Annotated in this window: 16 protein-coding genes and 2 pseudogenes; 10 read left to right on the top strand and 8 right to left on the bottom strand. The window is 42.7% G+C overall.

From position 1 onward, the window contains the following. The first annotated feature begins 62 nt into the window (after positions 1-62). The 8 genes from infB to DBK98_RS05485 all read left to right on the top strand — a co-directional run bounded on the left by infB (position 63) and on the right by DBK98_RS05485 (position 9,830). The gene (gene infB / locus DBK98_RS05450) at positions 63-3,113 is read left to right on the top strand and encodes a translation initiation factor IF-2 (protein ID WP_005779343.1); all 3,051 of its coding nucleotides are present in this window, start codon (positions 63-65) and stop codon (positions 3,111-3,113) included. 74 nt (positions 3,114-3,187) lie between these two features. After that, a complete protein-coding gene (locus tag DBK98_RS05455) occupies positions 3,188-3,691 on the top strand; it encodes a CvpA family protein (protein ID WP_005812179.1) in 504 nt (167 codons plus the stop codon). A 5-nt stretch (positions 3,692-3,696) separates the two neighbouring features. Further along, a complete protein-coding gene (gene sufB / locus DBK98_RS05460; protein WP_005779339.1) occupies positions 3,697-5,151 on the top strand; it encodes a Fe-S cluster assembly protein SufB in 1,455 nt (484 codons plus the stop codon). After that, on the top strand, positions 5,151-5,897 hold the full coding sequence (locus DBK98_RS05465; protein ID WP_005812177.1) for a hypothetical protein: 747 nt from the start codon (positions 5,151-5,153) through the stop codon (positions 5,895-5,897). The genes sufB and DBK98_RS05465 overlap by 1 nt, the downstream gene beginning before the upstream one ends. A gap of 23 nt (positions 5,898-5,920) precedes the next feature. Beyond that, positions 5,921-6,673, top strand: a complete 753-nt coding sequence (sufC, locus tag DBK98_RS05470; protein ID WP_005779335.1) for a Fe-S cluster assembly ATPase SufC — start codon at positions 5,921-5,923, stop codon at positions 6,671-6,673. An 8-nt stretch (positions 6,674-6,681) separates the two neighbouring features. Continuing rightward, positions 6,682-8,025 (top strand): Fe-S cluster assembly protein SufD, encoded by a 1,344-nt coding sequence (sufD, locus tag DBK98_RS05475; RefSeq protein WP_032536504.1) that lies wholly within the window; start codon positions 6,682-6,684, stop codon positions 8,023-8,025. An 11-nt stretch (positions 8,026-8,036) separates the two neighbouring features. Further along, entirely contained in the window at positions 8,037-9,248 is a 1,212-nt protein-coding gene (locus DBK98_RS05480) for a cysteine desulfurase (RefSeq protein ID WP_022012912.1), read from the top strand. 261 nt (positions 9,249-9,509) lie between these two features. Further along, positions 9,510-9,830, top strand: coding sequence for a heavy metal-binding domain-containing protein (locus tag DBK98_RS05485; protein WP_005779329.1), 321 nt, complete (start codon positions 9,510-9,512; stop codon positions 9,828-9,830). Positions 9,831-9,915: 85 nt separating this feature from the next. Here DBK98_RS05485 and DBK98_RS05490 read toward each other — a convergent pair whose 3' ends face one another. From DBK98_RS05490 to DBK98_RS05525, 8 genes and pseudogenes are all read right to left on the bottom strand, one after another. Next, positions 9,916-11,505, bottom strand: coding sequence for an alpha-galactosidase (locus tag DBK98_RS05490; RefSeq protein WP_032536469.1), 1,590 nt, complete (start codon positions 11,503-11,505; stop codon positions 9,916-9,918). Positions 11,506-11,592: 87 nt separating this feature from the next. After that, positions 11,593-13,437, bottom strand: coding sequence for a RagB/SusD family nutrient uptake outer membrane protein (locus tag DBK98_RS05495; protein WP_005779317.1), 1,845 nt, complete (start codon positions 13,435-13,437; stop codon positions 11,593-11,595). A 14-nt stretch (positions 13,438-13,451) separates the two neighbouring features. After that, positions 13,452-14,987: pseudogene (locus DBK98_RS05500) on the bottom strand (SusC/RagA family TonB-linked outer membrane protein); the annotation flags it as partial. Positions 14,988-15,001: 14 nt separating this feature from the next. Next, on the bottom strand, positions 15,002-15,982 hold the full coding sequence (locus tag DBK98_RS05505; RefSeq protein WP_032536584.1) for an IS982-like element IS1187 family transposase: 981 nt from the start codon (positions 15,980-15,982) through the stop codon (positions 15,002-15,004). Between the two features lie 32 nt (positions 15,983-16,014). Next, positions 16,015-17,886 (bottom strand): annotated as a pseudogene (locus DBK98_RS05510) (SusC/RagA family TonB-linked outer membrane protein); the annotation flags it as partial. Positions 17,887-18,050: 164 nt separating this feature from the next. Then, positions 18,051-19,199 carry a FecR family protein gene (locus DBK98_RS05515; RefSeq protein ID WP_022012914.1) on the bottom strand — a complete coding sequence of 383 codons (1,149 nt, stop codon included), beginning with the start codon at positions 19,197-19,199 and terminating at the stop codon, positions 18,051-18,053. Positions 19,200-19,286: 87 nt separating this feature from the next. Continuing rightward, entirely contained in the window at positions 19,287-19,829 is a 543-nt protein-coding gene (locus DBK98_RS05520; protein ID WP_005779311.1) for an RNA polymerase sigma-70 factor, read from the bottom strand. Between the two features lie 234 nt (positions 19,830-20,063). After that, entirely contained in the window at positions 20,064-22,223 is a 2,160-nt protein-coding gene (locus DBK98_RS05525; RefSeq protein ID WP_032536503.1) for an alpha-galactosidase, read from the bottom strand. A 241-nt stretch (positions 22,224-22,464) separates the two neighbouring features. Here DBK98_RS05525 and DBK98_RS05530 point away from each other — a divergent pair, with 241 nt between their 5' ends. Next, positions 22,465-23,019, top strand: coding sequence for a hypothetical protein (locus DBK98_RS05530; RefSeq protein ID WP_005779307.1), 555 nt, complete (start codon positions 22,465-22,467; stop codon positions 23,017-23,019). A 121-nt stretch (positions 23,020-23,140) separates the two neighbouring features. Next, the gene (locus DBK98_RS05535; protein WP_032536468.1) at positions 23,141-25,345 is read left to right on the top strand and encodes a sodium-translocating pyrophosphatase; all 2,205 of its coding nucleotides are present in this window, start codon (positions 23,141-23,143) and stop codon (positions 25,343-25,345) included. Positions 25,346-25,852 lie beyond the last annotated feature (507 nt).

Here is a 25,852-nt window from a genome sequence, read left to right on the forward strand (position 1 = left end):
GCACATTGGCATATTGAACGATTATCAAATTATTCTTTCTCCATTATTCTTTAAATTAAAGTATGACGATAAGGTTAAACAAAGTTACAAGAGATTTAAATGTAGGAATCGCGACGGTAGTTGAGTTCTTGCAAAAGAAGGGGTATACCGTTGAGGCAAACCCGAATACGAAAATTACCGAGGAGCAGTATGCAATGCTCGTGAAAGAGTTCAGCACAGATAAGAACCTTAGACTTGAATCGGAACGTTTCATTCAGGAACGTCAAAACAAAGATCGCAACAAGGCATCTGTTTCTATCGATGGTTATGATAAAAAAGAGCCGGAGAAAACTGTTGCTGATGATGTGATTAAGACGGTCATTCCGGAGGATGTACGTCCGAAGTTTAAACCTGTCGGAAAAATAGATTTAGATAAACTGAACCGGAGAACTGAAAAAGAGCCGGTGAAAGAAGAACCGAAACCACAACCTGTAGTAGCTACTGAAGAAAAGAAGGTGGCGGAAGAGGTTAAGCCTGTTGTCAACGAAGTGAAAAAAGAAGAAGTCGCTACGGCTCCTGTTGCTTCGGAATCGAAACCGGTGAAAGAAGAACCGAAACCGGTGGTGGTTGAAAAGCCTGCAGAAACAGAGAAGAAAGTGGTTGAGGAAGTCAAGAAAGAAGAACCCAAAGTCGTGGTATCTCCAGAAAAAACAGAGAAGAAAGAAGAGAAACCGGTAGCAGAAGCACCGGCTACTCCAGTAGAGAAGGAAGAGGAGGGCGTATTTAAGATTCGTCCGACTGAGTTTGTATCTAAGATTAATGTTATCGGACAGATTGACCTGGCTGCATTGAATCAGTCGACTCGTCCGAAGAAAAAATCGAAAGAAGAAAAACGGAAAGAGCGTGAAGAAAAGGAAAAACTTCGTCAGGATCAGAAGAAACAGATGAAGGAAGCCATCATCAAGGAAATCCGTAAAGAAGATAATAAACAAGCTAAAGTAGCCGGTAAAGAAAATCTTGATCCCAACGGTAAGAAGAAACGTAACCGCATCAACAACAATAAAGAAAAAGTAGATGTGAACAACGTTGCTTCTAACTTTGCGCACCCCACTCCAAACAGTGAGCGTACCAATAATAACCGTGGAGGAAATCAGCAAGGTGGCGGCGGACAAAACAGAAACCGTAACAACAATAATAAAGATCGCTTTAAGAAGCCTGTAGTGAAGCAGGAAGTGAGCGAAGAAGATGTAGCAAAGCAGGTAAAAGAAACTTTGGCTCGTCTGACAAGTAAAGGTAAGAACAAAGGAGCCAAATATCGCAAGGAGAAACGTGATTTGGTATCGAACCGTATGCAGGAACTGGAAGATCAGGAGATGGCAGAAAGCAAGGTACTGAAATTGACAGAATTCGTGACTGCCAATGAATTGGCCAGTATGATGAATGTATCTGTTAATCAGGTTATCGGAACTTGTATGAGTATAGGTATGATGGTTTCTATCAACCAGCGTCTGGATGCGGAAACAATCAATCTTGTTGCTGAAGAATTCGGATTTAAGACCGAATATGTCAGTGCGGAGGTAGCTCAGGCCATTGTTGAAGAGGAAGATGCTCCGGAAGATCTGGAACACCGTGCTCCGATTGTTACAGTAATGGGTCACGTAGACCACGGTAAAACTTCATTGCTTGACTATATCCGTAAGGCAAATGTAATTGCGGGTGAAGCCGGAGGTATCACACAGCATATCGGTGCATATCACGTTACATTGGAGGACGGACGTAAGATTACATTCCTTGATACTCCGGGTCACGAAGCGTTTACTGCAATGCGTGCCCGTGGTGCGAAGGTAACGGATATCGCGATTATTATCGTAGCTGCCGATGATGATGTAATGCCTCAAACTAAGGAAGCTATCAATCATGCTGCGGCTGCGGGTGTTCCTATAGTATTTGCTATTAATAAGATTGATAAACCCCATGCTAATCCGGAGAAAATTAAAGAGACACTGGCTCAGATGAATTATCTCGTAGAAGAGTGGGGGGGTAAATACCAGTCGCAGGATATTTCGGCCAAGAAAGGTCTTGGAGTACCCGAACTGATGGAGAAAGTCCTTTTGGAGGCAGAAATGCTCGATTTGAAGGCAAATCCGAACCGCAATGCTACGGGTTCAATTATTGAATCAACTCTGGACAAGGGACGTGGATATGTTGCTACTGTATTGGTTTCCAATGGTACGCTGAAGGTAGGTGATATTGTGCTTGCCGGAACAAGTTACGGCCGTGTAAAGGCGATGTTCAATGAACGTAATCAACGCGTAACACAAGCTGGACCTTCGGAACCGGTATTGATTCTCGGTTTAAATGGGGCTCCTGCCGCAGGTGACACATTCCATGTGATTGAGACTGATCAAGAGGCCCGTGAAATTGCCAATAAGCGTGAACAATTGCAGCGTGAACAGGGATTGCGTACTCAGAAGCTGTTGACTCTCGATGAAGTGGGACGTCGTATTGCTTTGGGTAACTTCCAGGAACTGAACGTAATTGTGAAAGGTGATGTGGACGGCTCTATCGAAGCATTGAGTGATTCGTTGATCAAGTTGTCTACCGAACAGATTCAGGTTAATGTGATCCACAAGGCTGTAGGTCAGATTTCAGAATCGGATGTGACATTGGCAGCTGCTTCAGATGCTATTATCATTGGATTCCAGGTGCGTCCGTCAGCTTCAGCGCGCAAGTTTGCCGAGCAGGAAGGAGTAGATATACGTTTGTATTCTGTAATTTACGCTGCTATCGAAGAGGTGAAGGCTGCTATGGAAGGTATGCTTGCTCCGGAAGTGAAAGAGGTGGTGACTGCTACTATCGAAGTGCGTGAGGTATTCCACATTACTAAGGTGGGTACTGTGGCCGGTGCCGTTGTGAAAGAAGGCAAGGTGAAACGTTCGGATAAGGCTCGTCTGATCCGTGATGGTATCGTAATCTTCTCAGGTTCTATTAATGCCTTGAAGCGCTTTAAAGATGATGTGAAGGAAGTAGGTACAAACTTTGAATGTGGTATCAGCCTTGTCAACTACAACGATTTGAAGGTAGGGGATATGATTGAAACTTACGAAGAAGTAGAAGTGAAGCAAACTTTATAATTCTCACGAAACTGAAAATATACGGAGGCACAGAGTGATTACAACTCCGTGTCTCCGTTTTCGTTTTACATAGAATGACTACCATAGATATTATCATACTGATTGCCCTTGGAGCCGGTGTTATTATCGGATTTATGAAAGGCTTTATCCGGCAGCTTGCCTCCATACTTGGATTGATTGTGGGGTTGCTGGCAGCAAAAGCTTTGTATACTTCACTGGCTGTAAAGCTATGTCCTACAGTGACAGATTCCATGACTGTGGCACAGATATTAGCATTTGTCATTATTTGGATAGCTGTACCATTAATCTTTACGTTAGTGGCTTCAGTGTTGACAAAGGCGATGGAGGCAGTTTCGCTTGGCTGGCTGAATCGTTTGCTTGGAGCCGGACTTGGAGCCTTGAAATATCTTTTACTGGTGAGTCTGGTTGTCTGTGTCATTCAATTCATAGATACAGATAGCCAGTTGATTAGTCAAACAAAGAAGGAGGAATCCTTGTTATATTATCCTATGGAAAGGTTTGCGGGAATGTTCTTTCCCGCAGCAAAAGAGGTTACACAACAATATATACTCAAATAAAAATGATGCAACAAGAAGAACCCAATAAATATGTAAAAGAACTCACGCAGGAGAAGTACAAATATGGCTTCACTACGGAGGTACATACAGATATCATAGAGAAGGGACTCAATGAAGACGTAGTGCGGCTTATCTCGTCTAAAAAGAACGAGCCGGACTGGTTGTTGGAATTCCGTCTGAAAGCCTATCGTCATTGGCTGACACTGGAGATGCCTACCTGGGCACACTTGCGTATACCTGAGATTGACTATCAGGCCATTTCGTATTATGCCGACCCTACAAAGAAGAAAGAAGGTCCGAAGAGTATGGATGAAGTTGATCCGGAACTAATAAAGACATTCAATAAACTGGGTATTCCTTTGGAAGAGCAAATGGCACTGAGCGGTATGGCTGTGGATGCAGTGATGGATTCAGTATCTGTGAAAACGACCTTTAAGGAAACACTGATGGAGAAAGGTATTATCTTTTGCTCGTTCAGTGAAGCAGTGCGTGAACATCCCGACCTGGTGAAGAAGTATCTTGGATCTGTAGTAGGTTATCGGGATAACTTTTTTGCAGCATTAAATTCCGCGGTATTTTCAGACGGTTCTTTCGTTTATATTCCTAAAGGGGTACGTTGTCCGATGGAACTTTCCACATACTTCCGTATCAACGCAGCCAATACCGGGCAGTTCGAACGTACATTAATCGTAGCAGATGACGATAGCTATGTTTCCTATCTGGAAGGTTGTACCGCACCAATGCGGGACGAGAATCAATTACATGCCGCTATTGTCGAGATTGTGGTACACGATCGTGCAGAAGTAAAATACAGTACCGTTCAGAATTGGTATCCGGGTGATGCCGAAGGTAAAGGTGGAGTATACAATTTTGTGACGAAACGTGGTAATTGTAAAGGAGTAGATAGCAAACTCTCGTGGACTCAGGTTGAGACGGGATCAGCCATTACCTGGAAATACCCTTCTTGCATTCTCTCAGGTGATAATTCTACCGCTGAATTTTATTCGGTAGCAGTGACAAACAATTACCAACAGGCAGATACAGGAACTAAAATGATTCATTTAGGTAAGAATACCCGTAGTACGATTGTCAGTAAAGGTATATCTGCCGGAAAAAGTGAGAACTCTTACCGTGGGCTGGTTCGTGTAGCCGAAAAGGCGGATAATGCCCGTAATTATAGCCAGTGTGATTCATTGTTGCTGGGTGATAAGTGTGGCGCACATACTTTCCCCTACATGGATATCCATAACGAAACAGCAGTTGTTGAACATGAAGCAACTACCAGTAAGATTAGTGAAGATCAGATATTCTATTGTAATCAGCGTGGCATTTCCACTGAAGATGCCATTGGGCTGATTGTAAACGGCTATGCAAAGGAGGTACTTAATAAACTTCCGATGGAATTTGCTGTAGAAGCTCAGAAGTTGCTTACGATCTCTCTTGAAGGTAGTGTAGGATAATGGGGTGCAAACGAATTGGTTGGTTATTGATATTCCTGCTTTATGTAGGTATAGCGTTTGCACAGAATCTGGATGATCAGGAGAGAAGATGGGCAATCAGTGGCTCTTGGGGAGGAGACTGGCCGATAGTAACAAAGAACACACTTTCGGGAAAAGCTGTTTCTACAGGCCATATACATACTTTATTGCTGGAGTATTATATCCCTTATACCCGTTTCTCTTTGAAGGGCGGTTATACAGGTGAAGAGATAAAACTGAATCCCGGTATTTCTGCCTCACTGAGCAATTTGGAAGTGGGAGGGCGATACTATTTCCTGCCACAACGTTTTGTGATTCAGCCTTACGGGGGACTCTCCACAGCATGGAATCTGTCTCCACGTCGACAATACGGCATAACCAGTGGCAGTTACTACGATCCTTCAAGGCAGGAATTTCGTAAAGACTACGATTGCCGATATCAGGTAAAAGAACCGCTATTCACTATCTCTCCGGTGATAGGGGCCGATATATATTTTCTTTCGTGTCTTGCTTTCACCCTGGAGTATAATTTCCGGATGGGCATTGCCGGAAGAATGAATGGAGAAGTAGAGAAGACTAATTCCCGGGGGACCGGGATAGTGCGTAGTAGCGGGATGCGTCAGACATTAAGCGTAGGAGTGAAAGTGAATTTTCCTTTTACTATTACGCAGACAGACGGCAATTCCATACTGCAATTGTTGGACGAAGTTATTTTTGGAGAAGAATAGATAATGAAATAATTGATAAGATCATGTTAGAGATAAAAGACCTGCATGCCAGCATTAACGGCAAAGAGATATTGAAAGGCATCAACTTGACGGTGAATCCGGGCGAAGTACATGCCATTATGGGACCCAATGGTTCAGGTAAGAGTACGCTTTCTTCTGTTCTGGTAGGTAATCCTGCTTTTGAAGTGACGAAAGGGAGTATTACATTCTACGGTAAGAACCTTTTGGAATTAAGTCCTGAAGACCGTAGCCACGAAGGTATCTTCCTTAGTTTTCAGTATCCGGTAGAGATTCCGGGTGTGAGCATGGTTAACTTTATGCGTGCTGCTGTCAATGAACAGCGTAAATACAAAGGTTTGCCTGCTCTGACAGCCAGTGAGTTCCTGAAGCTGATGCGTGAAAAGCGTGCAGTAGTTGAGTTGGATAACAAATTGGCAAACCGCTCGGTAAATGAAGGCTTCTCGGGTGGAGAGAAAAAACGTAACGAGATTTTCCAGATGGCTATGCTCGAACCCCGTCTTAGCATTCTGGACGAGACGGACTCCGGACTCGATATCGATGCGCTTCGTATTGTAGCCGAAGGAGTAAACAAATTGAAGACACCCGATACCAGTTGTATTGTCATCACTCACTACCAGCGTTTGTTGGATTACATAAAGCCGGATATCGTACATGTGCTCTATAAGGGACGTATTGTGAAGACAGCAGGTCCGGAGCTCGCTCTTGAGCTGGAAGAAAAAGGATACGATTGGATTAAGAAGGAATTAGGAGAATGAGTGTGATTATGAATGTAGAACAGCAATACATAGATCTTTTTGCTCAGTGTGAAGCGATGATCTGTCGTCATAGTGCCGAGCCCATGAATGCTCCCCGGGCGGCAGCTTTTGCTGATTTCGAGCGTCAGGGATTTCCTACGCGGAAGCAGGAAAAGTATAAATACACGGATGTCAGTAAATTCTTCGAGCCGGATTACGGCTTGAACCTGAATCGTCTACCCATTCCGGTGAATCCTTATGAGGTGTTTAAATGCGATGTTCCGAATATGAGTACCTCATTATTTTTTGTGGTGAACGATGCATTCTACAATCAGGCACTTCCTAAGTCCGGATTACCTGAGGGAGTTATTTTCGGCGGTCTGAGAGAAATGGCTGAACAATATCCGGAACTTGTAAAAAAGTATTATGGTAAGTTGGCAGATACTTCGAAGGATGCAGTAACGGCCTTTAATACAGCTTTTACTCAAGACGGAGTACTGATGTATGTCCCGAAGAATGTGGTTGTTGATAAACCCATCCAGTTGGTTAATATACTTCGTGCAGATGTCAATTTCATGGTAAACCGACGTGTGCTGATTATCCTTGAAGAGGGAGCTCAGGCTCGTTTGCTGGTTTGTGATCATGCCATGGATAATGTGAACTTTCTGGCAACGCAAGTCATTGAAGTGTTTGCGGAAGAAAATTCTGTTTTCGATCTTTACGAACTGGAAGAGACCCATACCAGCACAGTGCGTTTCAGCAATCTGTATGTGAAGCAGGGAGCGAATAGCAATGTACTGCTCAATGGGATGACACTTCATAACGGGACAACCCGTAATACGACAGAGGTTACCCTTGCCGGTGAAGGTGCCGAGATTAATCTTTGTGGCATGGCCATTGCCGATAAGAACCAACATGTGGACAATAATACTTCGATAGATCATGCTGTGCCGAATTGTACCAGTAATGAGTTATTCAAGTATGTACTTGATGATCAGTCAGTGGGTGCCTTTGCCGGATTGGTACTTGTACGTCCGGATGCACAACATACCAGTTCTCAGCAGACAAACCGTAACCTCTGTGCCACTCGTGATGCCCGTATGTATACTCAGCCACAATTGGAGATATATGCCGACGATGTAAAATGCTCCCATGGAGCCACAGTAGGTCAATTGGACGAAAATGCTCTCTTCTACATGCGTGCTCGTGGTATTGCAGAGAAGGAAGCCCGTTTGCTGTTGATGTTTGCTTTTGTCAACGAGGTGATTGATACCATTCGTTTGGAGGCATTGAAAGATCGCCTGCATTTGTTGGTTGAAAAACGTTTCCGTGGTGAACTGAATAAGTGCCAGGGATGTTCTATTTGCAAATAATCAGTGATAAAATGAATATTCAGAAGATACGTGAAGACTTTCCCATACTCGGCCGTACGGTATATGGCAAGCCTTTGGTTTATTTAGATAACGGAGCGACTACTCAGAAGCCGCGCTTGGTGATTGACTCGATTGTAGATGAATATTACTCGGTCAATGCGAATGTACACCGTGGGGTTCATTTCCTGTCTCAACAGGCAACAGAACTGCATGAGGCCTCACGTGAGACTGTGCGTCAGTTCATTAATGCACGTAGTACTCGTGAAGTCATTTTCACTCGCGGCACTACAGAGAGCATTAATTTAATTGTTTCCAGTTTTGGTGAAGAGTTCATGCAAGAGGGGGATGAAGTGATTATTTCAGTGATGGAACACCATAGTAACATCGTACCTTGGCAGTTGTTGGTAGCCCGTAAAGGGATTGCGATTAAAGTCATTCCGATGAATGATAAAGGTGAGCTGTTACTTGATGAATATGAAAAGCTTTTTTCTGAGCGTACTAAGATCGTCAGTGTAACTCAAGTATCCAATGTATTGGGAACAATCAATCCGGTAAAAGAGATGATTGCCACAGCACATGCCCATGGAGTACCTGTTATGATAGACGGTGCTCAGTCCATTCCTCATATGAAGGTGGATGTACAGGAACTGGATGCTGATTTTTTTGTTTTTTCGGGTCATAAGGTATATGGACCGACCGGAATCGGTGTCCTGTACGGAAAGGAAGATTGGCTTGAGCGTCTTCCGCCTTATCAGGGTGGGGGAGAGATGATTCAGTCCGTTTCTTTTGAAAAAACCGTTTTTGGTGAATTGCCTTTTAAGTTTGAGGCTGGAACTCCCGATTATATTGCTACTACCGGACTTGCCAAGGCTTTGGATTATGTCACAGGCATTGGTTTAGATCATATAGCTGACCACGAACATGAGCTTACCATCTATGCTATGCAGCGATTGAAAGAGATCCCGGGTATGCGTATCTTTGGTGAGGCTGCACATAAAAGTAGCGTAGTTTCTTTCTTGGTAGGTGACATACATCATCTGGATATGGGGACTCTGCTCGATCGGCTGGGTATTGCCGTTCGTACCGGTCATCATTGTGCAGAACCATTAATGCACCGTTTGGGTATTGAAGGTACAGTTCGTGCATCTTTTGCTATGTACAATACAAAAGAAGAAATTGATGACCTTGTAGCCGGCATCGAGCGGGTTAGTAAGATGTTCTAAGCCAGTGTGTGTATTCTGACAAATATTAAAGTGTCGTGAAAGTAATGGGTTTTCACGACACTTTTTTTATAATATCCGAGTGTTGAAATTATATTGATAAAAGGCGAGTCTTCGAGTATATCATTAGATGTTAAGTGGATAAAGTTTCATTTCCGAATGTAGCTTTTGAGAATATACAAATAATAAATAGCCGGTTCCTTGTAACTTTTCGCCTCTTTTTGCGTCTAATAATAATATAAACCTTATAAACAGAAAAGAATTATGTTATTAGCAACCACTCCAATTATCGAAGGAAAACGAATAACCACTTATTACGGCATTGTGTCTGGAGAAACAATTATAGGTGCCAATGTCTTTCGTGACTTTTTTGCCAGTATTCGTGATATAGTAGGCGGACGTTCCGGTTCGTATGAGGAAGTGCTTCGTGAGGCAAAGGATACTGCTCTGAAAGAAATGTCTGAGCAGGCTCGCCAAATGGGTGCTAACGCTGTAATTGGTGTTGATTTGGATTATGAAACCGTTGGAGGAAGTGGTAGTATGCTGATGGTGACTGCAAGTGGAACAGCCGTATTTTTGGAATGATAGAAAAATCATAAAAGCTACGTTTAGAAATGCAGATGTTCCGAACTTTCAGAACATCTGCATTGATTATGTCTTTTACCTATTGTTAACGACTCTTACTAATTTCCATTTTATCAATATCGGGTGCCCATCCGTTAGAGTTATATAGGCGTATTGTATTATAACCCTTATGAAGTTTTACTTTGACAGTTGTTATTGCTGCTTGGTCCCATGCTCCGGAGCAAAGGCCGGATTGCTTATATTCTGATTCATTGACAGCAATTTGTATATCACGTTTGTCTCCTGAAAAATAAGTTATCTTAAGTTGGTACTCTCCTCCTTTACTCACATATACCTTTCTGAATTCAGCCCAGTTAGATGGTGAGTTCCCAAGTCTTTTCATTATATAATCTCCAGATGCTCCTGCTTTATATGCAAAATGAGCCATTTGTTTGTTGTCTGGTAAATACTCTTGCATGAAAGCATATTCAGCCTCATAACATATTCGGTCGTGGCGTTTACTACCTTCAAGTCTTATTAAGGCCGTTCCGTGTGCAGGAACTAAGGTTTCATAATATTCGGTGAATGTTCCTGTTTCTTGATGATTCCACAAGTCTCTGACTTGTACCTTGCCTGATAAATATAGTTTGTCGAAGTCAACTCTTATTTTTTTTATTACATTACTTCTATTATATAAAGCGACAGCGCGTAGCTTGCCTTCGCGTTTTTGAATAGTTTTTGATAGGATTAAATAGTCTTTTCCCCGTTCTATAACTTCAGCTTGCATCCCCAAGGAGTCTTGATTTAATGCGATTACCTCTTGATTGGTAATGATCGATAATGTTTTCTCTGGAATTGTCCGAAGATCGCATCCTATCATTAATGGAGAGGACATGATAGCCCATATTCCGAAATGGGTTTTTTCCTTGTCTTCACTGAGACCTCGTCCGACTTCAAGCATATCCATGTCATTATAATGTCCCAGACTTACGTAAGGTGACAGGTAGAGATTCTTTTCAATGATTTGGTCAATCGTCTTAAATCGAGGATTAATGTCAGTGTGGATACGCCAGGAACTTGCTAATCGGGTAGCCCAGGTACCAGGGAATTGCCATCGGCATATATTATATCGGACATCAGTTCGTCCTGTCCGGTTGATCGCTTTGTAGATGTCTGTATAGCGTTGCTGCTCACTTTGTCCGGTGGCTTCACCACCACACCAGTCAATCTTAATAAAATCATATCCCCAATCTTGGAAAAAGGTCTTACAGTCTATATCATCATGTTGCCAGAGTCCTACTCCAACGCCAAGTGTATCTGCATCATAGATAGAGCCGCAAGTATTACTACCTGCGTCCGAATATATACCTGCTTTTAATCCCTTAGAATGGATATAGTCAGCTAGTGCTTTCATTCCATTCGGGAATTTCTTTTTATTGGTAAACAGGTAACCATTTGAGTCCCGTCCTCCGAAATATCCGTCATCAATGTTCACATATTTGTATCCGGCATCCTTCAGACCGCGGGTAACCATAGCATCAGCTGTTTCTTGAATCAGTTTCTCGTTGATATGAACTCGGAATGTGTTCCATGAGCTCCATCCCATCATGGGAGTATTTGTGTTTTGTGCCGTGACAGTCGTGAAAAAACTTGCCCATAACAGAAGGCAACAGTAAGTAACTTTTTTTTTTCTCATAAGGCGTTGTTATTATAAGATAAATAGCCTGTATATTCCTGTTAATTAGGTATATACAGGCTAATTTGTGTCATTCGGATGGATGAATTACCACCCAGGGTTTTGAACCAAATTCGAATTTACATTTAGATAGTCCTGTTTGATCGGACTCAGATATTGTTCGTCTCTGAAGATAAAAGGTTGAGCATCCAAACGTGCATTCTTATAGTATTCTTCATTAGTTGTACCGTAAGAGTTCAAGCCGATCATGCCATTCTCCATACCGCTCCATTCTTTCTGGGCGATTAGCCAGCGACGATAATCATATGACATATGTCCTTCGAACATTAGTTCTACTGTTCTTTCACGGTGTATTGCTTTGCGGAGTTTGTCACCGATTGGAAGCCCTTTGTATGAAACTTCTATGTTAGGAATACCACCTCTCTGGCGAATCAGATTGAAGTACGTCAATGCATCTCCTTCCAGTGTACCATTGTATTCAAAGTAAGCTTCTGCATAATCCAAATACAATTCTCCTAAACGGATAATAGGAAAGGGAAAAGCTACTAAAGAGTTACTGGTACCACTTACGAATGTTTCAGGATGAGCCAGTTTTGCAATAGCATATGATCCGTATAACTGGTCACTTCCTGCATCGCGTGTTCCATTCTGTTCTTTGAAGCGCATTTTGAGATTGATTGTATCACCGTTGATTAAATAGTCGCCACGGTTAAAGCCAATAGACCCATAGAAACGAGGTTCACGATTGCGATGAATCTGAGCAACAGAATCGCCTTCGGCTACATTGAAACGGTGTGTATAATCAAATTCAGGATCTTCATCCATCGGGAGTCCGTTCTTAGTCAGATACATATCAGCGCTGAAAGCTGTTGCTCCTAAAGCCCCGTAAGGAGCTCCCGAAGAGGTGCTGATACCTTTGGGGATCACATGTGTCTGAATGGAGTTTCCGTCAGCCCATGTCTCTTTCCAACCACTATACCCCCAAATCAGTTCTTTATTCCAGGCGTCGACTACAAGATTGCGTGCATTGGCGATGGCTTGATTGAATGCTGGTAAATTACCTTTTTTGGTGTATTTATAAAGTTCCGCTCCGGCTTGATGTGCCATGTCGATGGCCTTTTTGCATTCGTCCATAGCTATTTTCCATTTATTTTTGTCATAGGCCAGGTTCATAAGTAACTGTCCGTCCTTGTTCTTGAAATTGTCATACATTTCTGCATTTCCATTGAATTGTGGACTGGCGGCATACAAGTACATTCTTGCTTTTAGCGCTTGGGCAATCACTTTTGTAGCGCGGCCGTAATTAGAGGCTTTTACTGTCATGGGCAAATCGACAGAAGCATTGTCAAACATTTGTGCAATCCGATTTACACATTCATCATAGGGCACACGTGGCTTAAATAGCTCTTCTTTGGGAGCATTAAGTGGGATTGCCTCGTCAAGTATGACGATAGGTCCGTAGTTCTGTAATAACAGGTAGTGATAATAAGCTATTAGAAATTTCACTTCTCCTTTCCAAAGTACTTTCTTGGCTGCAAGGTCAGCTTCTGAAATTTGAGATGGCTTTACAGCATCAATATTATCCAGGAATGTATAGCATTGGCGGATACCGTTATATGAGCTTTGCCAAACGTCGATGACTGGGTCGGCCGAATTATACAATCCTTGCTGCATCTTCATAAAGGTGAACCATGTGGTAGTCCAGTGTGCTGATCCGACAGTTTCAGGAGTTGTACACCAACTGAAATTTTGGCGGAAGTTCAGATAATTGGGTATGAAAGAGTAGCATGCGAAAACAAAATTTTCAGCAGTCTGTTCGTTCTTAAACGCATCGGCTAAGATAGGAGTGTCATCTGGTACAATATCCAGATAATCACAAGAGTGCAAACTAGTTCCGATTAGTAAAGCTACGATTATATTTTTTAGTTTCATAATTATTCAGATTTTTAAAAAGTGAACTGTAAACCGATGGAACCCATGATTTGAGTCGGATATTTTAATCCGTTTGAGGTGTAGAGTTCCGGATCCCATAATTTAAATTTAGAGAATGTCAGTAGATTCTGACCACTGATATAAGCACGTAAGAATTTGTAAGAGTATCCTAATTCTACATTTTTAAGTCGAATATACGAACCGTCTCTCAACCAGTAAGTAGAGTTGGGATTGTTATTGTTGTTCTTTCCGTTTGTCAGTCTTGGATACATCGCTTCGGAGTTCGGATTTGCTTCTGTCCAACGATTGTCGGCCACAAACTGCATAACTCCGTAAGATTCTCCTCCAAAAGGATGGATGTCGCTTAACATGATACTTCTTTTGCCTACACCTTGGAAGAAGATAGAAGCATCCCATTTCTTATATTGGATACTGACTCCGAGACCATAGCTGATCTGAGGTAATTCTGGGTTTCCGATATAGGTTTGGTCATTTCCATCGATTTTTCCGTCATTATTGAGATCCGCATATTTGATATCTCCGGGTTGTACCACTCCCGTCAATATTTGTTTGGGACTGTTGTCAATTTCTTCTTGATCTTTGAAAAGCCCTAATGCAATGTAACCTTTATACTGGTTCAGTGGACGCCCTACTTGGGACATATATGAGAATTCATAATCTGGTTCATCAATTTCTACATATTGGTTTTTTGCGTAAGTGAAGGTACCTTTGGCTGAGATCATGAAATCTTTGTTGACAGCGTGATTGTAGTCCAATGACATATCAACACCTTGGTTACGTACTTTTCCTAAATTACCATAAGGACGGAGATCTCCGGTTATACCACTTTCCGCAGGGATTGTATTACGTCTAAGGAAGATATCTTTGCGGTCTTCTCTAAAAAAATCTACGTTGAGGCTTAATTTGTTGAATAACCCCAGATCGAATCCAACATTATATTTCTTTCCGATTTCCCATGTCACTTTTTCTGCTCCGTAAGTAGTAATAGTAGCTCCATTCGAAGACGTTTGCCATTGGTCACCAAATACGAATCCGGCTCCACTCAAGTCTACTTTCGTGAGGTATGGGAAACGGTTGGAACCAATATCTGCATTACCTACCAATCCATAAGAAGCACGAATTTTTAAGTTGGAAATGACTTTAGTCAATGGTTCAAAGAATTGTTCGTTAGAAATAAGATATCCGACAGCAAGTGAGGGGAAGAATCCGTAACGGCTCCCTTTTTCGAAGTTTTCACTACCGTTGTATCCGAAATTGAACTCAGCCAGGTAACGTCCGTCGTAAGCGTAGGTTAAGCGACCCGCTAAACCTTGATTGCGTTTTGGCAATGTATTGTAATAGTTGTTGTCTGGATTGTTTAGGTTGTATTCACGTTGAAGATACACTAACATTGCTCCGACGTCATGTTTATCATCAAATGTATGTTGATAATTTAATGTAGCCTGTAGGTTCATTAAACGATCTCCTGTGGTTGATGTAGATGTTTCAAGTGCTGTACGCCCTTTACTGATAGAATTATAATCATAGATACCTGTTGGCGGAATTAATTTAGTGCATACTTAATTCTGCCAATGGGCTTGTCGTTAATGAAGTTTACGTATTGCAGAATGGTAAGTGCACTAATTTTGCCAATGATTCTGGCAAACAAACCATTCGTTATTTTCGCGTAGTTCCTGATGACCAAGAACTGGTCTGTAAGTTGTGAGAATATTGTCTCAATCCTCTTTCTTGCCTTTGCAAACGGAATGAATGTCGGTTTCCAATCCTTTTGGTTGAGCCGATACGGACACTCCAGTCTTATGTGTGCGGTTTCGAACAAGTCAAGCTGTACGTCAGCTCCAATATACCCTTTGTCACCATAGATGCTACAGTCGTGATAAGTATGTTTTACATCCTTCATATAATGGAGGTCAGCCACACTTGCCTTTGACAGATCATAGGAATGGATAACTCCACTTAACCCACAGAGAGCGTGTAACTTATAACCAAAATAATACGTGTTCTGCGAAGCACAGAAGCCGAAGTCGGGAGCTTGCGAGAAATTGCCGGCACGCCCCATCTTGCAACGTTTTCCTCTTGCAACCCTACAGACCTCTATCGGCTTGGAGTCAACAAAGAATTGTTCCTCTCCGCCATCCATTTCCATGGCAATCCGCTTGCGCAGTTCCTCACACAGGCCTGACGTTTTCTTCCTGCGGTCATTGAACTGTCTCCTTGATATGAGATTGGGAATGCTGTCCTTGTATTCTTGCAATTTATAGTCGAACAACCACTTCTCACTATCAATGCTCTCGGTCTCTGCCGTCAGGGATAGCGCCACCACTTCCAAATCCGAAAACTTGGGAACAGGACCACGACGTGGAACATTACCCGAATCATTGACGAGATTTTCAGAGAATTGCTTGCATATCTCAAGTATTTTGACGAATTTTGCATAAAGGTTGTACATACGATGGTTTGAACTTAATGTTTTAATCACCACTAAGTTACTAAAAATCAGCGACATGTACAACTTTTTACTCATATTTATCAACTTAAATTAATTCCGCCAACGGGTTCATAGATATAACTTCCGTCTTCTTGCTGCTGAGGATTCTGCAATTCGTAGAAGTAGGGTGAGAAGGAGCGATTTACAGTGGTCTTTGACCAGTTCTTAAAAGATACCAGTGCTTTGAAATTCAATCCTTTAGTTATGAAATCAAGCTTTTGCTCCAGTTCGAAAGCGGTATTAATGCTGTATGCGCTTTGTTTAGAACTTCCTTGAACCATACTTGCATAAGGGTTACGATAAATACTGAATCCTCCGGCTCCGATAGGACCGCCTGATTTATTTCCAAATATGGTATGGTCTTCATTGTTAATATTAGGATATACAGGTGCAAAATACATGGAAGGTGCTTCCATTACATACTTATACAGGTCGTCCATACTTGTTGACGGACCATTATAGTTGACAATCTGTGAGTTTATTCTCACATTTACTTTAGTGCTTGAAGTTAGCCATGCTCCTACATTGCTTTGGAATGAGTAGCGAAGATTCTGTATGTTATTGTCGAATGTGTTATTAGGGTCTTTTTTCAGCATACCGTTATCGTTATTGATAGAAGCGCTGATGAAATAATCTACTTTCTTTGTACCACCCATTACATTCAGATTGGCCGATTGGTTCATAGAATAATCTTTGAACATATAGTCGAACCAGTCAACGTTGGGATATACATATTGATTTCTGTTTTCAAGTGTTCCTTGTATCTTATCAGCGGAGAAAGCAGGTGTCCCATCCGGGTTACGTGTCAGGATGGCCTCATTTCTCAGTTGCATAGCTGTCACAGCATCGGCTAACTTGAGTGTACGTGTCGGTGCAGTGAATGTATTATCGATGCGTACATTGATACGTGCTCTTTCGAGGTCTTTACCGGATCGGGTAGTGATCAGAATTACGCCATTGGCACCACGGGCACCGTAAAGGGCTGTAGCCGAAGCATCTTTTAGTATCGAGAAGTTTTCGATAGCTTCAGAAGGAATAGCATTCATGTCGCCTGCTGAAACTTCTACACCGTCGATAAAAATCAACGGATCAGTTGTTCCACTGAAAGTTGCGGCACCACGTATCCAGAAGTTTGCTCCGTCTGCACCCGGTTCACCCGTGCGCTGCATGGAAATGACACCTGCGATACGTCCGGCGAATGATGTACTAAGGTTACTGGAGGGTACTCGAAGCTCTGCTGGTTTGATGGATTGTACGGCACCTACTACACTGGCTTTCTTCTGTGTACCGAAGCCCACCACTACTACTTCTTCTAATGCCTGTGCATCGGGAGTTAGTTTGAAAACAACTATTTTTTTTCCTTTTAGCTGAATTTCAACGGGAGTATATCCGATAAAAGAGGCAATCAAAGTGCTGTTTTCGGGAGCCATCAGTGTAAAGTTTCCTTCAATGTTGGTTACAGCTCCCAGCGAGTTATTGCCTTTTATTGTAACATTGGCTCCCGGAACTCCTTCACCGTTTTCATCAAGAACCTGGCCAGTGATTTTTGTTTTTTTTTCCTGTTGCGGTGTTTCGGTCGGTGCCTTTGTGATTGTAATCTGCCGATCGTTGATGGTATACTTCAATCCGACCTCCTTTGACAGGATATTCAAAATAGATTCTACGTTCTGCTTATCTATCGAAACCGATACTTTCTTTTGTAGTATCGGTAATAGGTCTTTGGAGTACAAAACGACAAATTCACTGTTCTTTTCGACGTATTCCAGCACTTCTTTTACAGTTTTATCGGCTGCGTGGAGTGTGAAAACAGTTTGTTGAGCATAAGTCTTTGCTGCATGAACCGGAGTAGTGATACTCGGTATAAGTAAAAAAATACTAATTAATAAAAAAAAGGACGTAATCCTCCCTGCCTTATGACAAGGAATTGCTTTCTTTTTCATACATTTACATTGATTTTAGTTAATCATTAAAGTTTGTGATTTAATAAAAAGTCATTAGAGTCGGATAATATGGGCGTATTATCCGATTTTCTTTTTTTATCTGTTTTCTTTCTACATAATGGTGTGTTTTTTTAAGGTTAAACATTGGTTACTTAAAACTTGTATTATTCTATATAGATTACACTGTTTTTCATTGTATATTCAGCAGGTAAAATAGACAGAATCGACTTCATTACCTGATTTAAATCATCATTTAAATAGAGCTTACCAAACATTTGCTCGTTTTCTACAGCAGCATCGCATCGGATATTCTGACCATAATAATCTTGTAACCGTTGCAAAACTTGCTTTAGACTTTCTCCTTGTAGAGTCCATATTCCGGCAATCCAGCTGATATAATCACGGGCATCTACTTTCGCTTTACCTGTTATGCCTGCCTGGCTGAGTTCTACCTTTTCATTAGGCGCCATCTTGATATGGCGGTTCTGCTGATCTTTCACATTTACCGAACCTTCTACCAGTACAACAGTAGCCTTTTCTTGACCTTTATAGGCTGATATGTTGAAAGATGTGCCCAATACGCTTACCTCAAATCCGGAGGTATTCACAATAAAAGGTTTCGAAGCATCATGGGCTACTTTCAGATATACTTCTCCTTCCACATAAATTTCTCTGTACTTTCCTTCAAATGTACGAGGGTAAATGACTTTACTCCCGGAGTTAATCCATATCTTGCTGTTATCGGCCAAAACAATTTGTGAACGTTTGCCCTTAGGGACGATAATCTGGTTGTATGCCTCTTTGCTGTCATCCTCTGTAAGTTTATTGGAGTTGACTTGTACTTGTCCGGTAGCAGAATAAGTGACTTGGGCATTATTATCCAATTCTATTTTCTTCTGGTCCGAAACAACCAGTGTAACCTCTTTTATATCTTGAGGTATTTCTGTTTGCAGGCTTTGCGCTATCTTATTTAAGTCGTGCCTTTCTTCATCATTCATCAAAAGAAAGCAAGTAATCCCTATTAACATAGCTACAGATGCAGCTGCCAATGAATACCTCATGATGCTGAACCATTGTATGGACTTGCCGCTTTTCTTGATGTGGCTGACAGATGTACTGTCGGCATTTATTTTGTTTTGTACCTTTTCCCATATATCCGTTTCCTCTGTTTCTGGGGGAAAACATTGGTTCCAAAGAAAGTCGAGTTTATCATATTCGGCTTGTTCCTCCGGAGATGCGAATGATTTCTTTTCCGGATGATCACCATCCTTATTCAGGAAGGAAGCAAATAATTTAAACTTATTCTTTCTCATTACTTTAATAGGGTTACATAAATAAAGACGCAACTTCTTTAAGAATCTCCTATTCCAATTCTATTTTTTTTTAAATTATTTTCTGATTTATTTTTTCAGGCCGCTCGAGATGATCTCTAATGCTTTGGCAACGTGTGCATTAATGGTCTTTACAGATATATTCAGCATATCGGCTATTTCTTTATAGGGTAGGCGTTCTATCTTGGCAAGAGCGAAGACTACCTTGCATTTGGGAGGAAGTGTTTGAATGAGGCTGTTGATTTGGGCTATCTCTTCCTTGCTGATCATCTGTTCGTCGGGAGTTTGCAGATTTCCGATTATCTGGAAGCTGTCTATTTCTTCCCAGGAAGTTATTTCATTTGAATTTTCCGCTTTTCGCAGATACGAGATGGCTTTGTTGTGAGTTAAAGTAAGCAACCAGGCTTTTATATTCTTGATTTCTTCTATTTCTTCCCGGTGCCTCCATACATCCAGAAAGACATCGCTGACTACTTCTTCGGCAGTTTCTTTGGTTCGTACGAAACACTGTGCATAGTAGAACAAGTCTTTCGAGTAGCTATTCACAAAATGACGGAAAGAAGCTTCTTCTCCTTTCTTTATCTTGCTGATATATTCGATGTCGTTGTTCATATATAGAGTAATGGTTGCTATATGTGTGCTGCAAAAATATAAAATATAAACTTCTTTTCTTAATATTTATTACATTCTTTCGTTCTTCAATTTAATAATATGTGGTATTTAAAGGTTAGATTAACTTTTCCTGCTTTTATTTGCATGTTTTGTGTTAACCATAAATGAAAGGCGGGATACTGTCAAAGTGCCCCGCCTTTTGCATCTGTGTTTTGTGGGTTGATAGTAATAAGTTTATTCTGCCACCAGTTCTATTACCCGGCTATGGGTCTGTGAAGTAGTAAATGCATTCAATCCTATTTTCATCAGATAGTCACCGGAGAAGATTTTTTCATTACCCGGTAGATTCGATTTCCGGCCCGGCATTAGATTAATTTCTTTCACCCGGTACATTTTTCCGGCATCAAGTCCCTGGAGCTTAATCGGGAGCAGTTTCTCGCCAAAGCGGGGATGGATATCATATGCGAAGAGAACAGCTTTCGAAGCATCCGGTGCGGCATACATAATCGCCATGTGATTGCTTTCATATGGAGAGATGAGGCGGTATTGATCACCATCCAGTATGACAGGCTTCAGGCGCTTATAATTTGCCACGGCTTCCTGGCAATAAGTCAGTTCGTCCGCTTTCATATCTTTCAGGCCGATGTCGAATCCCAATTTACACATGCTGGCAACATCGGTACGGAACTTTACACTCGTCCTGCTGTTCCAACTTGTAACATGGGCACACATGGCTTTGGAAGGGAAGAATTGTGAAAAACCCCACTGGATGAACAAACGCTCTATCGGATCGGTATTGTCCGAACACCAAAACTCTGTGAAGTATTTCAGTGCTTCGTAGTCGCAACGTGCACCACCGCCGGAACATAGCATCATCGGGACATTGGGGTATTTTTCTTTGACCCGTTTCAATACATTATATATACCGCGTACATGATCGATATAGAGTTGTCCTTGTTTGTCTTTCAGATAGGGAGAATAGATATTGGTGATGGGGCTGTTGCAATCCCACTTAAAGAAAGCTACATCAGGGTTTTCCGTCATAATCTTATCGACTACGCCGAATACGAAATCCTGTACTTTGGGATTGCTCAGGTCGAGTACCAATTGATTGCGGTAATAATAAGTTTCACGGTTCGGATAATGGATTGCCCAGTCGGGATGTGCTTCGAACAGATCACTTTGAGGATTCACCATCTCCGGTTCTATCCAGATACCGAATTTGACACCGGCTTCTTTCGCTTTCTCTACTAATGCAGGGATACCTCCGGGAAGTTTGCTTTTCATTGCTTCCCAATCGCCCAGGCCGGCATGATCGTCGTTGCGTGGATGTTTATTCCCAAACCAGCCATCGTCGAGCAGAAACATATCTACACCCAGATGTTTGGCTTCTTTCATCAATTTACCCAATAACTCTTCATCGAAAGTGAAATAAGTGTTCTCCCAATTATTGAGGAGAGTCATCCGGTCTCCCTGGCCATCTTTCAGTTGGTAGTTGCGTGCCCAGTTGTGTAAATTGCGGCTGGCTTCTCCCGTACCGTTGTTACTCAGGGTAAAGATAAATTCCGGGGTAGTGAATATTTCGTTTGCTTTTAATTGATAATCCGAAGCATACGGGTTGATGGCAGGGATTACCCGCAAGTTCCCCTCGTTGTCTACCTCAAAAGTAAACTGGAAGTTGCCTGTCCAGCCAATGGTACCCAACATTACTTGTCCCTGATGTTCTTGTGCAGGCTGTTCCAGTCCGAGTTCGAAGAAAGGTTGCATGTGCATGGCTGCGCGGCTTCCTAATTTTGTATCGAGAATTTTTTTGCCCGGTTGCAATTGTTGTGTACTCATCTGTACCTCTTTGGCCCAGTCACTGCTGAATTCGGTGAGATAATATTTTTGGTTTGCGAAATAAAGCATCGTTGAAGCATAACGCCATAGAGTGACCGGTTTCTTCTGTTGATGCGTGATCTCACTCCATGTTTTGATTACATTTTGTTTAGGATAAGATACATAGTGCAACGTCACATCTACCGGATACTGGTCGTCTTTCATCCGGATGATGGTCTCTGTCCCGCCTTCTACTGTTTTCTGTTCCGAGGACACATAACGCAGGATGGTACTGGGGTTACCGTCGTTGTTTGTAATGGCTACAGCCGGTTCGAAATAGTCTTCCCCACCGGATCCCGGATATACTTCCCATCCGCGGGATCGCCCTGAAAGGTGGCTCAGGTCCCGGTCGTTTAATAGTTTGTCACCCAGATAAGCCTGATATAGGCGTCCGTTCGGAGCGACTTCTAAAATAAGGTCTGTCCGTTCTGTCGAGATGCGAATCTGCTTCGATTCTTGTGCACTTACATGGAGGCAGGCTGTAAGAACCAATAGTGTTGCAAGTAATTTTTTCATGGTATTATTATTGATGTTATAAAATATGCATTGTGCATGCAAAGTAAAGGAAACTTCGCTATATTCACAAATGAAACGAAAGGAAACAAACGGGAATCCATACTTCTGTTTGTTAAGTGGTTCTCCGGCAAGTAGTGCAACTTTCAGGGCAGATTCCTTTATTGCGGGAATTATCGTTCCGCTACTTTGTTTTTGCATAACACAAAATTGTGTAATTTTGGAGAGCTAAAAATAAAGGAGGATGAAAACAAGTCTGAAACTAATTCCGGGAGCTATGCTTGTGCTTCTTTTTCTGATTACCGCCTGCAATCTCTACAGGCGACCGATTCCCGATGAGATGATAGGAGAGCATAGGATTCACCGTGCTGACGGCTTCATGACCCAGGACTATCGTTTAGCGATTAATCCGGTCAATGATTCGGTATATGATATTAAGTTGTGGGAGAAGAAGAGCTCCTCAAGAAAGCCGGAGCAGATATATTATGATGGATTACGTTTCCATTACCGGGATACTGTGCATATTTCCACGAAACGCGTCACGAGCGGTACGGAAACTTATCGGGTAAATAAAAGACGGGTAACACGAGATAAGAATCCTCGTACGTGGTATACTATTCGGCTGAGCAGTGGCGGATTTGTAATGTCTGATTCATTGATAGAGCGGCAAGGCGTTTCCGACGAGCAACACCGGAAGTGGCTTTACAAACAGTATGGCAAATTGACTTTCCGCGAAGGGAAAATTGTTTTTCTGAACAGTCGTTGTCCGGCGTTTTATTTAAAGAAGCAGGAGAGATGAAGCGTTTTGTATCTGCTCCCATTTTTCGGGGCTGGCAGCAGCAAAAGGCAAAAATATTTGGTTATCTCGTTTAGATTCAATACTTTTAGGCTTTCGTTAAACCTTTAAATATTGTACGTCTATGGATAGCATCCTTTTCTGGCTTGTTCCGCTTGCCTCTGTTCTGGCTCTCTGTTTTGCGCTCTATTTTCATAAGCAAATGATGAAAGAGAGCGAAGGTACTCCGCAAATGATTAAGATTGCCGCTGCTGTACGTCGGGGCGCTATGTCTTATCTGAAGCAACAGTATAAGATTGTTGGCTGGGTCTTTCTGGGACTCGTGATTCTGTTCTCTGTAATGGCTTATGGTTTTCAGGTACAGAATGCCTGGGTACCGATAGCTTTTCTGACCGGGGGCTTTTTCTCCGGACTTTCGGGTTTTCTGGGAATGAAAACTGCCACTTATGCTTCGGCACGTACTGCTAACGCTGCGCGTACGTCACTGAATGCCGGACTTAGGATTGCCTTCCGAAGTGGGGCTGTGATGGGACTGGTGGTAGTAGGGTTGGGGTTGCTCGACATCTCTTTCTGGTATTTGTTGCTTAACTGGGCGATTCCCGCTGATGCACTGACACCTACCCATAAACTCTGTATCATTACCACTACGATGCTCACTTTCGGTATGGGTGCCAGTACACAGGCGCTCTTTGCCCGTGTAGGCGGGGGAATTTATACAAAGGCCGCTGATGTGGGAGCCGATCTTGTAGGTAAAGTTGAGGCCGGCATTCCGGAAGACGACCCGCGTAATCCTGCTACCATTGCCGATAATGTAGGTGATAATGTAGGCGATGTGGCAGGTATGGGTGCCGACTTGTATGAATCTTATTGTGGTTCTATTCTGGCAACGGCTGCTTTGGGTGCTGCCGCCTTTATTCATACGGGTGATACGGTGATGCAGTTTAAAGCTGTGATTGCCCCGATGCTGATTGCTGCTATCGGTATCATTCTTTCCATTATCGGTATTTTCTCTGTCCGCACCAAGGAGAATGCCACCATGAAGGATCTGCTTGGTTCGTTGGCTTGGGGAACAAATCTGAGCTCGGCTTTGATTGTAGTGGCTACTTTTTTCATCCTATGGCTCTTGCGACTGGACAACTGGATGTGGATTTCGTGTGCGGTAGTTGTAGGGTTGGTTGTGGGTATTGTCATCGGTCGTTCGACGGAATATTATACTTCTCAATCCTATCGTCCTACTCAGAAGTTGAGTGAAAGCGGTAAAACCGGTCCCGCCACAGTTATTATTTCAGGTATCGGGCTTGGTATGTTATCTACGGCTATTCCGGTGGTTGCGGTGGTGATCGGCATCATTGCCTCCTATTTGCTGGCTTCCGGTTTCGACTTCAACAATGTAGGAATGGGGCTTTATGGCATCGGTATCGCTGCTGTCGGTATGCTTTCTACATTGGGTATCACGCTTGCTACGGATGCTTATGGCCCGATAGCAGATAATGCCGGTGGCAATGCAGAAATGTCCGCTTTGGGTAAAGAGGTCCGTAAACGTACCGATGCGCTCGATTCGCTGGGAAATACAACGGCGGCTACCGGAAAAGGGTTTGCCATTGGTTCGGCAGCTCTGACAGGATTGGCATTGCTGGCATCTTATATCGAGGAGATCCGTATCGGACTGACCCGTTTGGGTAATCTGGAACTTACCTTCCCGAATGGAGATACCATTACTACGGCTAATGCCACCTTTGTAGACTTCATGAATTACTATGAAGTAAACCTGATGAATCCGAAAGTACTTTCCGGTATGTTCCTCGGTTCGATGATGGCATTCCTGTTTTGTGGACTGACTATGAATGCAGTCGGTCGTGCGGCCGGACACATGGTAGATGAAGTACGACGTCAGTTTCGCGAGATGAAAGGTATCCTGACCGGAGAGACCGAACCGGATTACGAGCGTTGCGTCGCTATCTCTACGAAAGGAGCACAACGTGAAATGGTGGTTCCTTCTCTGATTGCCATCGTTGCGCCGATTCTTACCGGGCTGATATTTGGTGTCCCCGGTGTATTAGGCTTGCTGATTGGCGGATTGAGCAGTGGGTTTGTACTTGCCATTTTCATGGCCAATGCCGGCGGAGCATGGGATAATGCGAAGAAATATGTGGAAGAAGGGAACTTTGGCGGTAAAGGCAGCGAGGTACACAAAGCTACAGTGGTGGGTGATACTGTCGGTGATCCGTTTAAAGATACGTCCGGTCCGAGCCTGAATATCCTGATTAAACTGATGAGCATGGTTGCTATCGTCATGGCGGGATTGACTGTTGCCTGGAGCCTGTTCTGAGTTCTAAAAAAGATCGTTTTATCCTTCTCCTACAGAAAATGTGTTTCGATCTTCCATCTTCCACCTTTTAATGACCAATTGCTTGTATCATTGTGTGTTAACAAGGTGGAAGATGCGTTTTTAAGGCCGTTTATCTTCCACCTCTATCTTCCATCTTCCACCCTCTTTCAGGGAGGTTGGTTTAATGTTAAATATCTGGTAGTTAGATAGATGAAACAGCTTTTCTATGGATAAATGTCAGTAATAGCATTTTGCTTTCCTTCATACCTTTAGCGATTATGGTTTGAAGTTTATCCCGGCCCTTGTACCCGGGCTGATGAGCCCGCATACCTGTGCCCATGGGCCCGCATACCCGGGCTTATGAGCCCGGGTATGCGGGCCGGGATAAGGTTACGGTAACAGATGCTTGTTCTCTTATTCTTAATGTGTTATAGATGCTATGACGGATGCTTGCTTTCTTCTTAATCTTTTTGCAGAAAAGGTAGATGTTCCTATTCCGGATAGTAA

The organism is Bacteroides sp. PHL 2737 (genome assembly GCF_004115325.2).
In the GTDB taxonomy this organism is placed as follows: domain Bacteria; phylum Bacteroidota; class Bacteroidia; order Bacteroidales; family Bacteroidaceae; genus Bacteroides; species Bacteroides hominis.

Excerpts from the sequence above, each read along its gene's own strand:
- infB (WP_005779343.1), top strand. The coding sequence starts at position 63 with ATGACGATAAGGTTAAACAAAGTTACAAGAGATTTAAATGTAGGAATC.
- DBK98_RS05455 (WP_005812179.1), top strand. The coding sequence starts at position 3,188 with ATGACTACCATAGATATTATCATACTGATTGCCCTTGGAGCCGGTGTT.
- sufB (WP_005779339.1), top strand. The coding sequence starts at position 3,697 with ATGCAACAAGAAGAACCCAATAAATATGTAAAAGAACTCACGCAGGAG.
- DBK98_RS05465 (WP_005812177.1), top strand. The coding sequence starts at position 5,151 with ATGGGGTGCAAACGAATTGGTTGGTTATTGATATTCCTGCTTTATGTA.
- sufC (WP_005779335.1), top strand. The coding sequence starts at position 5,921 with ATGTTAGAGATAAAAGACCTGCATGCCAGCATTAACGGCAAAGAGATA.
- sufD (WP_032536504.1), top strand. The coding sequence starts at position 6,682 with ATGAATGTAGAACAGCAATACATAGATCTTTTTGCTCAGTGTGAAGCG.
- DBK98_RS05480 (WP_022012912.1), top strand. The coding sequence starts at position 8,037 with ATGAATATTCAGAAGATACGTGAAGACTTTCCCATACTCGGCCGTACG.
- DBK98_RS05485 (WP_005779329.1), top strand. The coding sequence starts at position 9,510 with ATGTTATTAGCAACCACTCCAATTATCGAAGGAAAACGAATAACCACT.
- DBK98_RS05490 (WP_032536469.1), bottom strand. The coding sequence starts at position 11,505 with ATGAGAAAAAAAAAAGTTACTTACTGTTGCCTTCTGTTATGGGCAAGT.
- DBK98_RS05495 (WP_005779317.1), bottom strand. The coding sequence starts at position 13,437 with ATGAAACTAAAAAATATAATCGTAGCTTTACTAATCGGAACTAGTTTG.
- DBK98_RS05505 (WP_032536584.1), bottom strand. The coding sequence starts at position 15,982 with ATGAGTAAAAAGTTGTACATGTCGCTGATTTTTAGTAACTTAGTGGTG.
- DBK98_RS05515 (WP_022012914.1), bottom strand. The coding sequence starts at position 19,199 with ATGAGAAAGAATAAGTTTAAATTATTTGCTTCCTTCCTGAATAAGGAT.
- DBK98_RS05520 (WP_005779311.1), bottom strand. The coding sequence starts at position 19,829 with ATGAACAACGACATCGAATATATCAGCAAGATAAAGAAAGGAGAAGAA.
- DBK98_RS05525 (WP_032536503.1), bottom strand. The coding sequence starts at position 22,223 with ATGAAAAAATTACTTGCAACACTATTGGTTCTTACAGCCTGCCTCCAT.
- DBK98_RS05530 (WP_005779307.1), top strand. The coding sequence starts at position 22,465 with ATGAAAACAAGTCTGAAACTAATTCCGGGAGCTATGCTTGTGCTTCTT.
- DBK98_RS05535 (WP_032536468.1), top strand. The coding sequence starts at position 23,141 with ATGGATAGCATCCTTTTCTGGCTTGTTCCGCTTGCCTCTGTTCTGGCT.